The organism is Kitasatospora sp. NPDC059973 (genome assembly GCF_042737525.1).
Taxonomy (GTDB): domain Bacteria; phylum Actinomycetota; class Actinomycetes; order Streptomycetales; family Streptomycetaceae; genus Kitasatospora.
Window position 1 is genome coordinate 27,001 of record NZ_JBHWUI010000089.1, and the last position, 9,021, is coordinate 36,021.

General features: G+C 71.8%; 7 protein-coding genes. 3 read left to right on the forward strand and 4 right to left on the reverse strand.

Annotated elements, in window-relative coordinates; translation table 11 throughout:
• Positions 1–135: 135 nt before the first annotated feature.
• On the reverse strand, positions 136–945 hold the full coding sequence (locus ACFWA9_RS23515; protein ID WP_380389519.1) for a TauD/TfdA family dioxygenase: 810 nt from the start codon (positions 943–945) through the stop codon (positions 136–138).
• Between the two features lie 34 nt (positions 946–979).
• Complete coding sequence (locus ACFWA9_RS23520; protein ID WP_352289283.1) at positions 980–1,996, reverse strand: isocyanide synthase family protein; 1,017 nt, start codon at positions 1,994–1,996, stop codon at positions 980–982.
• A gap of 412 nt (positions 1,997–2,408) precedes the next feature.
• Between ACFWA9_RS23520 and ACFWA9_RS23525 the strand changes: the two genes are divergently transcribed.
• Positions 2,409–3,491: a LysR family transcriptional regulator gene (locus ACFWA9_RS23525; protein ID WP_380389521.1), complete on the forward strand. Its 1,083-nt coding sequence runs from the start codon at positions 2,409–2,411 to the stop codon at positions 3,489–3,491.
• Between the two features lie 157 nt (positions 3,492–3,648).
• Here ACFWA9_RS23525 and ACFWA9_RS23530 read toward each other — a convergent pair whose 3' ends face one another.
• Both ACFWA9_RS23530 and ACFWA9_RS23535 read right to left on the reverse strand, forming a co-directional pair.
• Positions 3,649–5,004, reverse strand: a complete 1,356-nt coding sequence (locus tag ACFWA9_RS23530; protein WP_329492100.1) for a class I SAM-dependent RNA methyltransferase — start codon at positions 5,002–5,004, stop codon at positions 3,649–3,651.
• Positions 5,005–5,318: 314 nt separating this feature from the next.
• Entirely contained in the window at positions 5,319–7,388 is a 2,070-nt protein-coding gene (locus ACFWA9_RS23535; protein WP_380389523.1) for an APC family permease, read from the reverse strand.
• A 229-nt stretch (positions 7,389–7,617) separates the two neighbouring features.
• On the opposite strand from ACFWA9_RS23535, the gene ACFWA9_RS23540 reads away from it, so the two are divergent.
• Entirely contained in the window at positions 7,618–8,286 is a 669-nt protein-coding gene (locus ACFWA9_RS23540) for a TrkA family potassium uptake protein (protein ID WP_329487684.1), read from the forward strand.
• The gene (locus tag ACFWA9_RS23545; RefSeq protein ID WP_329487685.1) at positions 8,286–8,957 is read left to right on the forward strand and encodes a TrkA family potassium uptake protein; all 672 of its coding nucleotides are present in this window, start codon (positions 8,286–8,288) and stop codon (positions 8,955–8,957) included. Before ACFWA9_RS23540 ends, ACFWA9_RS23545 begins: the two co-directional genes overlap by 1 nt.
• Positions 8,958–9,021 lie beyond the last annotated feature (64 nt).

The following is a 9,021-nucleotide window of genomic DNA, read 5'->3' on the forward strand; positions in this document are numbered from 1 at the left end:
GCTCCACCTGTGCCGGAAGTGCCGGCCTCCCGGCGTTGACGGGTGATGACGGGTGACGGGTGACGGGTGACGGGTGACGGGTGACGGAAGCCGTCGGGGGTTCGGCCCCGCGGGCGGGAGCCGGCCCGGGACGCCTCAGATGACCTCGACCCGCTGCAGATGGCGGGAGGTCGGCCCGGTGAAGGCGTTGCGCCCGTGCACCAGCGCGATGTTGTCGGCGATCACGATGTCGCCGCGGCGCCAGTCGTGCGCGTAGCAGTAGGCGGGCCGGTGCAGCCGCTCCGCCATCGAGGCGATGAACTCCTCGGCCTGCGCGCCGTCGACGCCGTCGACGTGGACGGACACCGGGTTCTTGTAGACCGCCGGGTCCAGCGGCTCGGCGAAGCGCAGCACGGGCACCCCGGTCCCGGGGTGCTGGGCGACCAGCCGCTCGGTGACCTCGCCGCCGTAGTGCACCATCTTCTCGGTGGTGTAGGTGACGCTGATCCGCGCCCAGAGGTCGCGCAGCTCGGGGTCGGCGTCCCGGTAGACGGCGGTGGTGTCGGAGAAGACGGTCTCCCCGCCGGCCCCCGCGGTCGCGTCCAGGCACTGGAAGAAGAAGTACCGCGGATCGGCCTCGACGAACGCACCGTCCCAGTGGAACGGCACGTCGCCGCTGGCGAACAGGTAGTTCCGGGGATTGTCCTCGACCACCAGGTCGATGACCTCGCCCGGCTCCCACTTCAGGACCACGCCCCATCGCCGGCAGTAGTCGGCGAATTCCTGCTTTCCGAGCAACGAGAATCCGCGGAGCACCAGGACCCGCGATTCCTCGGTCCAGCGGGCGAGCGTGTCCACCGGAATGTCGCCGATCCGGGCATTTCCGCCGGGAGCCTCGACCACGCGGCCGAACGGCCGGAGCGGAATGTGGCGCAGCTCCGCGGCCGAGGGAATGGAAGTCGTCATGGCGCGTTGTCCTCCTTTCTGGAACGGGCTTTCCCTACGGGCGGGCGGCGAGGTGCGGGGCGACGAAATGGCTCGGCCGGCCGTCCCGCCAGACGACGGAGGCCTGGAGGTTCTCCGCGTCCCACCGCTTGACCAGGTACCGGCTGACGCCGTCGTCGAGCACCACGCCGTGCCACGGGGTCAGCCAGCCGTCCCTGGTCGGCATGAGCTGGAGCCCGAACTTCTCCGAGTGCGGGGGCTGCGGGTGTATCGAGAGGCGTATCGCGTCGGGGAACTTCTCGGCGACCAGCCGGCTCCACGCGTTGCTGCGGAGAATGGTCTGGTAGGCGGCGTCCTTGGAGTTCTTCCGGAGCTGGTTCCGGGTCGTCCCGCCGCCCTGGCGCGCCACCGCGTCCTCGAACATGAAGCGGTGGATCCCGTTGAACAGCGCACGCGTGTTCCGGTCGGTGCGGACGTTCTCCTTGAGCTCGTCCAGCGTCGCGGAGTAGTTCTCCTCCAGCACGCGCCGCATCTTCGGGTAGTCGAGGCTGCCGAACGCGTCGTCCAGGCCGTAGAGGTCCAGCGCCGACCAGTGCGAGGCGCCGATCATGTCCGCGAGGGCCTGCCGGTAGGCGGTCACCGCCCCGTCGGTCACCCCGACGACGTCGCCGAAGACATGGCCGTCCGAACAGATCGTGACCCGGGCGCCGGGCGCGTAGAAGTGCCGCACGTAGTCGCAGAGCGACTGCAGGAAGCCGACCGCCAGGTGCTCGCCGAGGTCCGGCAGCGCGCCGAGCACCTTGCCCTGGTTCGGGGACTTCGCCGGGAACGCCGGCACGACGAAGTGGATGGGCTCGTCGCGCGCGGTGAAGCGCTCCATCTTGGCCCGGTGGACCTCGGAACACGCGTCGCAGCGCGCGTTCCCCGACGTCCCGCCGGGCTCCTCCGGTCCGGCCGGTCCGGCCGGTTCGGCTGCCAGCGCCTCGTCGATCCGCTGGTACCGGTAGAGCAGTTCGAGTACTCGCGCCGATGCCGTCCGGGCGGACGGCTCCCCCGTGGTGTTGTGGTTCAACACTCCTCCAGACAACATTCCCGTTCGGGCGCGAAGCCGGAATCATGCACTCCGCACGTGGCGGACTCGGGTGGAATTCCTGTCTGCACTCTCATTTCACCGCTCCTGAATTCGTGTCCGCGCCGGGCGGCACGGAACCGCTTCTGGGATGGTGCTCGGTGGTTCCCGGCGGGAGCCTCAGGATCGGTCGTGCCCAGTGGACGCCCGGCCCCCGACGGCCGTTCTCGCCGAAACGACGGCTGCGCCTCCGCATGCGCGGGTGGATCAGGGCACGCCGAAAGAAGCGGCCGGCCGGTTTTCGGCCACCCCGACCACGCCGTACCGGATTCTCCCGCGATCTCGCTGAGGCGTTGTCAGCTTCCCTCGCGCGCAAGGCTCCGCGCAATCCTCCATCGATTAGCATGATTGATGGATGGCGGAGCCAGCTCCGGGGCGATGGGAGGCAACGGCGATGGTCGGCGTGGACGACCCGGCGGTTCACCAACTGCGATCACTGCTGACGCTGGCCGAGGAGCTGCATTTCGGCCGCGCCGCCGCACGGCTCTACCTGACCCAGCCCGCCCTCAGCCAGCAGATCCGCACCCTCGAACGCCGGCTGGGGGTGCAGCTGTTCACCCGGACGAGCAGAAGAGTGACGTTGACGCCCCTAGGGCATGCCCTGCTTCCGCTCGTCCGGAACGTGGTGGACGCCGCGGACGAGCTGCGCGACGCCGCCCGGCACTCGCCCGACGACGGCGACGGGCCCACCCTGCGGCTGGGGCTCACCGACTGCGCCGCCGCCCTGGCCGCCACCCGCCGGGTGATCGCCACGCTCACCACCCTGCACCCGGGTCTGAACGTGGACTTCCACGTCCTGGACCTGGTCGAGCAGACCACCGCCCTCGCGATCGGCAAGATCGACGCCGCCTTCGTCTACCTGCCGGCGCCCGAGGGCTTCCACGCCGAGCCGCTCACCACCGAGCCCCGGGTGGTCTGCGTGGCCGCCTCCGACCCGCTGGCCCGGCAGCCGGTGCTCCGGCTCGCGGACCTCGCCGACCGGCCGATGGTCGGCCTCGCCCCGGAGGTCTCCCCCTCCGAGCGGAGCTTCTGGGCGATGGACCCGCGGCCCGACGGCACCCGGGTCCGCTACACCGGCCACCAGGTCACCCGGGTGGAGTCGCTGCTCTCCGCGGTGTCCTTCGACGGGGCGACGGCCTTCCTGCCCGCCGTGGCGGCCGAGCTCTTCCCCCGCCCGGACGTCCGCTACCGCCCGGTGGAGGGCCTGGTGCCCTGCGACTTCGGCGTGGTCTGGCCCGCGGACGACCAGGAGAAGCCCGGCATCGCCCTCCTCCAGGAGGTCTGCTGCCGGCTGCGGGACCAGGGCCTGCCCGCCGGGACGATGCCGGCCCCGGCCGCGCCCCCGGCCGCCGTCGAGAGCGCGGGCGACGAGAGCGCGGCCGCCGAGACCGCCGCCGGCACCGGGCCGGCCGGCGGCCTGGGCGTGTCCTTCGGCTGACCCGGGGACCGGCGCCGGCGCCGACCACCCCGGTCCTGACAAGCCCGCTCGCCCCGAAGCGGCCCCGCGGACGACGGCAGGCGGCGCCCGGAGCGTCCGGACACCGCCTGCGCGTCACTGCGAAAGCGCGAGAACCGCCAGGGCCGCGAAGCCCCGACTAGGCCGCGATCGGCTCCAGGATCGCCACGCACTCGAAGTGGTGGGTCATCGGGAACAGGTCGAAGGCCCGCAGCGAGACCGGCCGGTAGCCGCCCTCGCGGAAGTACCCGAGGTCCCGGGCCAGCGCGGCCGGGTCACAGGCCACGTAGGCGATCCGGCGGGCCGACAGGCCGGCCAGGTGCGCCACCGTCTCCCGCCCGGCGCCCGCGCGCGGCGGGTCCAGGACGATCAGGTCGGTGGCGGTGATGCCGGTGCGCGGCAGCAGCGTCTCCACCCGGTCGCACTCGATCCGGACGTTGTCCAGCACCGCCAGGTTGTGCCGGGCGTCGACCACGGCCTGCTTGGAGGACTCGATGCCGAGCACCGCGCCCTCCTCGCCGACCCGGTCGGCCAGCGCACCCGCGAACAGCCCGACGCCGCAGTACAGGTCGAGCGCGCTCTCGCCCCACTGCGGGTCCAGGCCGGCCAGCACGGCGTCGACCAGGGTGTCCGGCGCCTCGGGGTGGATCTGCCAGAAGCCGCCGTTGCTGACCCGCCAGGTCCGGCCGGCCGCACGCTCGCGGACGAAGGAGCGCCCGTGCACCTTGTGGATGTTGTCGTGCTCGTCGATCCGGGCGATCGACACCGGCTTGTCCAGCTCGACCAGCGGCAGCTGGGCGCCCGGCGCCGGGGTGAGGACGACCTGGCGGTCCGAGGAGCCCGCGGCGGCGATCACCTCGACGGTGGTGATGCCCGGCCAGTCGCGGGCCTCGACGCCCAGCTCCGTGACGCCCTCGGCGGCGATCAGGCAGCGGTCGATCGGCTGGATGTCGTGCGAGCGGTGCTTGCGCAGCCCGACCTTGCCGCTCTCCTGGTCCACCGCGTACTGCACCCGGGTGCGCCAGGCCGGCACCTGCCCGGCCGGCAGCTTGCCGCCGATCGGCTCGACGGTGCCGTCCCAGCCCGCCTCGGCCGGGGTGAGGCCCGCCAGCTTGGCCAGCTGCTCGGTGAGCACCTGCACCTTGAGCTTGCGCTGCCCGCCCGGGGTGACGTGCTGCCAGTCGCAGCCGCCGCACTTGCCCGGCCCGGAGAACGGGCAGGGCGGGGCGATCCGGTCCTTGGCGGGCTCCAGGATCTCCACCGCGTCGGCGCGCAGGAAGCGCGACTTCGTGGTGCCCTCGGTGACCTGGGCGATGACCTTCTCGCCCGGCAGCGCGTGCCGGACGAACAGCACCCGGCCCTCGTGGCGCGCCACGCAGTGGCCGCCGCCGTGCGCGACGGCGCCGATCTCGACCTCGTAGCGCTCGCCGACCAGCGGGTCGCCGCCGGGCCCCCTGGGGGCGGCCTCGACCCGTGGCGCGCGCGGCGTGCGCAGCACCTTCGGCGGGCGGACGGCCTGCTTGCGCGGGCGGTCCCCGCCCTTGGGCCGGTCGGCCGGCTTCTCCTTGCGCGCCTGCGCGGGGGCCGGGCGCTCGGGCTCGGGCTCCGGGGCGCGCTCGCCCGGCGCGAGCGGGGCGGTCTGCGCGGTGAAGCCGTCGCGGTCGGTGGCGGCCGGGCGCACGGGCTTGCCCCAGCGCGGCCGGGCGACCTGCCCGGGCTTGCCGGCGCCGCCCTTGCGGGCACCCTTCGCGGAGGACCCCTTCGAGGACGAGCCCTTGGAGCCGTTGGAGCGGGGCGGGGTGTTGCGGGTCACTGGGAGGAGTCCTTGCTGCTGTCAGCGGTGTCGTCGGGCTGTGTGGAGGCCTTCGACTTTACGGCCTTCGGCGCCCGCGGCTCACCACGACGAACGGCGCCGGGAGCCGACCAGGCCTTCTGCGGCTTGCGCCGTTCGGAGGACTCCAGCTGCCAGGGTACCGAGGTCACCATCACTCCGGGCTTGAACAGCAGACGTCCCTTGAGGCGCAACGCGCTCTGGTTGTGCAGCAGGTGCTCGTACCAGTGCCCGACCACGTACTCGGGGATGTAGACCGAGACCACGTCGCGCGGGCTGCTGCGGCGCAGGTTCTTGACGTAGTCCAGGACCGGCCCGGTGACCTCGCGGAACGGCGAGTCCAGCACCTTCAGCGGCACCTCGATGCCGCGCTCGTCCCACTCCGCCCGCAGCGCCGCGGTGTCCACCGGGTCGACGTTGACGGTGACGGCCTCCAGCGTGTGGGCGCGGGCCAGCCGCGCGTACGCCAGGGCCCGCAGGGCCGGCTTGTGCAGCTTGGAGACCAGCACGATGGCGTGCACCCGGGTGGGCAGCACCACGTCGTCCGGCTCCTCGGCGGCGACCAGCTCCTCGGAGACCCGGTCGTAGTGCCGGCGGATCGCCTTCATCATCACGAACAGCACGACCATCGCGGCGATCGCGATCCAGGCGTGGCTGATCTTGGTGGCGAGCACGACGATCAGCACGGCCATGGTCATCACCAGGCCGAAGGCGTTGATCGCCCGGCTGCGCTGCATGTGGCGGCGCTTGGCGGGGTCGGTCTCGGTGCGCAGGTGCCTGGTCCAGTGCCGGATCATGCCGGACTGGCTCATGTTGAAGGAGACGAAGACGCCGACGATGTACAGCTGGATCAGCCGGGTGGGGTCGGCGTCGAAGGCGATGATGAACAGGATCGCGGCCAGCGCCAGCAGGATGATGCCGTTGGAGAAGGCCAGCCGGTCGCCGCGGGTGTGCAGCTGGCGCGGCAGGTAGCGGTCCTGGGCCAGGATCGAGCCGAGCACCGGGAAGCCGTTGAAGGCGGTGTTGGCGGCCAGCACCAGGATCAGGCCGGTGACGGCGGCCACGAAGTAGAAGCCGGGCGTGAAGTTGGAGAAGACGGCCTCGCTGATCTGGGCCAGCGCGGTCTTCTGGTGGTAGCCGTCGCCCGCGCCGACCAGCTGCTCGGCGGGGTTCTCGGCCATCTGGACATGGGTGAGGCGGGCCAGCCAGATGATGCCCATGAACATCACCACGGCGATGGACGCCATCATCAGCAGCGTGGTCGCCGCGTTCTTGCTCTTCGGCTTGCGGAAGGCCGGCACACCGTTGGAGATCGCCTCGACGCCGGTCAGCGCGGCACAGCCCGAGGAGAACGCCTTGAGCAGCAGGAACACCATCGCGAAGCCGGCCAGCGACTCGTTGCCGGGCGTCGCCTGCAGGTGGAACCCGGAGCTCTCGGCGGGGATGTCCTGCCCCAAGCCGAAGTGCCGGACCACGCCGTACACCACCATGCCGAGCACGCCGACCATGAAGGCGTACGTCGGGACGGCGAAGGCGCTGCCGGACTCGCGGACACCGCGCAGGTTCATGCCCATCAGCACGATGACCACGACCACGGACAGGGTCAGCTCGTGGCCGCGCAGCGAGGGCACCGCGGACACCACGTTGGCCACCCCGGAGGTGGTCGAGACCGCCACGGTGAGGATGTAGTCGACCATCAGGGCGCTGGCGACCACCAGGCCGGAGTTGGGACCGTGGTTCACGGTGGCGACCTCGTAGTCGCCACCGCCGCTCGGGTACGCGTGCACGTTCTGCCGGTACGAGGCCACCACGGCGAGCATCACGACGGCGACGACGACGCCGATCTGCCAGGAGAAATGAATGGCCGAGGCACCCGCCAGGGAGAGCGTCAGCAGGATTTCCTCGGGCGCGTACGCGACCGAGGAGAGCGCGTCCGAGGCGAAGACGGGCAGCGCGATGCGCTTGGGGAGCAGCGTTTCCCCGAGCTTGTCGCTGCGCAGCGCACGCCCGATCAGGATGCGTTTCGGAAGGTCAGTCGGCATAGGCACGTTAAGGAATCGTAGGGGCTCTTAGGCCCGGGGTCCGACTTATGGCCCCCCCTTCGTCGCGACTGTGTTCGGTGGACCGGCTAGCGTGTCGGATACGAGCAGGCGGGCAACACTCAGGTTGTCGTACCCAGCCCCACGAACACGCTCGCCCCGGGCGACCGGGCGGGAAAGGAAGACGAACGGTGTTTGCGCAGGTCAAGAACCCAACGGGACGGGTGAGGTAGCGCCGGTGCACATCGTCATCATGGGCTGCGGCCGCGTGGGGTCCGCCCTCGCCAGAGCACTCGAGAAACAGGGGCACTCGGTCGCCGTCGTCGACCAGGACCCGACCGCGTTCCGCCGCCTCGGCGCCGGGTTCAACGGCCGGCGGGTCACCGGCGTCGGCTTCGACCAGGACACCCTGAAGGAGGCGGGCATCGAGGAGGCCGGCGCGTTCGCCGCCGTCTCCAGCGGTGACAACTCCAACATCATCGCGGCCCGGGTGGCCCGGGAGAACTTCGGCGTGGAGAACGTCGCGGCCCGGATCTACGACCCCCGGCGCGCCGAGGTCTACCAGCGCCTGGGCATCCCGACGGTGGCCACCGTCCGCTGGACGGCCGACCAGATGCTGCGCCGGCTGCTGCCGAGCGGCGCCGAGCCGCTCTGGCAGGACCCGAGCGGCACCGTGCAGCTCGCCGAGGTCGCCTACGACCCGCACTGGGTCGGCCACCGGATCAGCGGGCTGGAGGAGGCCTCCGGCACCCGGGTGGCGTTCGTCACCCGGCTCGGCGAGGGCGTGCTGCCCACGCCGCAGATGGTGGTGCAGGAGGGCGACCTGGTGCACGTCATGGCGCGCCGGGCCGACCTGCCGGCCGTCGAGGCCGCGTTCGCCCAGGGGCCGAAGGAAGAGGGTCACTGATGCGCGTCGCCATTGCCGGGGCCGGTGCCGTCGGCCGCTCGATCGCGAGCGAGCTGCTGGAGAACGGCCACGAGGTCCTGCTGATCGACAAGAACCCGAACTCCATCTCGGTGGAGCGGGTGCCCATGGCGGAGTGGCTGCTGGCCGACGCCTGCGAGATCACCTCGCTGGACGAGGCGGCGCTGCAGCGCTGCCACGTGGTGATCGCCGCCACCGGTGACGACAAGGTCAACCTGGTCGTCTCGCTGCTCGCCAAGACCGAGTACGGCGTGCCGCGGGTGGTCGCCCGGGTGAACAACCCCAAGAACGAGTGGCTCTTCAACGAGTCCTGGGGCGTGGACGTCGCCGTCTCCACCCCGCGCCTGATGTCCGCCCTGGTCGAGGAGGCGGTCAGCGTCGGCGACCTGGTCCGGCTGATGCGCTTCAGCCAGGGCAACGCCAACCTGGTCGAGCTGACCCTGGCGGAGGACACCGAGCTGGTCGGCACCCGCGTCGGCGACGTGGCCTGGCCGCCGGACACCTCGCTGGTCACCATCATCCGCGAGGGCCGGGTCCTCACCCCGGGCAAGGACGACACCCTGGAGGGCGGCGACGAGCTGCTCTTCGTGGCCGCCCAGGAGCGCGAGGAGGAGCTGGAGGACCTGCTCTCCGCGACCTCCGGCGCGCAGTAGCGGCTCCGGCCGACGACGGACGCCACGGCGGACAACAGCGGCGGGGCCCGCACTCGGATCCGAG

Excerpts from the sequence above, each read along its gene's own strand:
- ACFWA9_RS23515 (WP_380389519.1), bottom strand. The coding sequence starts at position 945 with ATGACGACTTCCATTCCCTCGGCCGCGGAGCTGCGCCACATTCCGCTC.
- ACFWA9_RS23545 (WP_329487685.1), top strand. The coding sequence starts at position 8,286 with ATGCGCGTCGCCATTGCCGGGGCCGGTGCCGTCGGCCGCTCGATCGCG.
- ACFWA9_RS23525 (WP_380389521.1), top strand. The coding sequence starts at position 2,409 with ATGGCGGAGCCAGCTCCGGGGCGATGGGAGGCAACGGCGATGGTCGGC.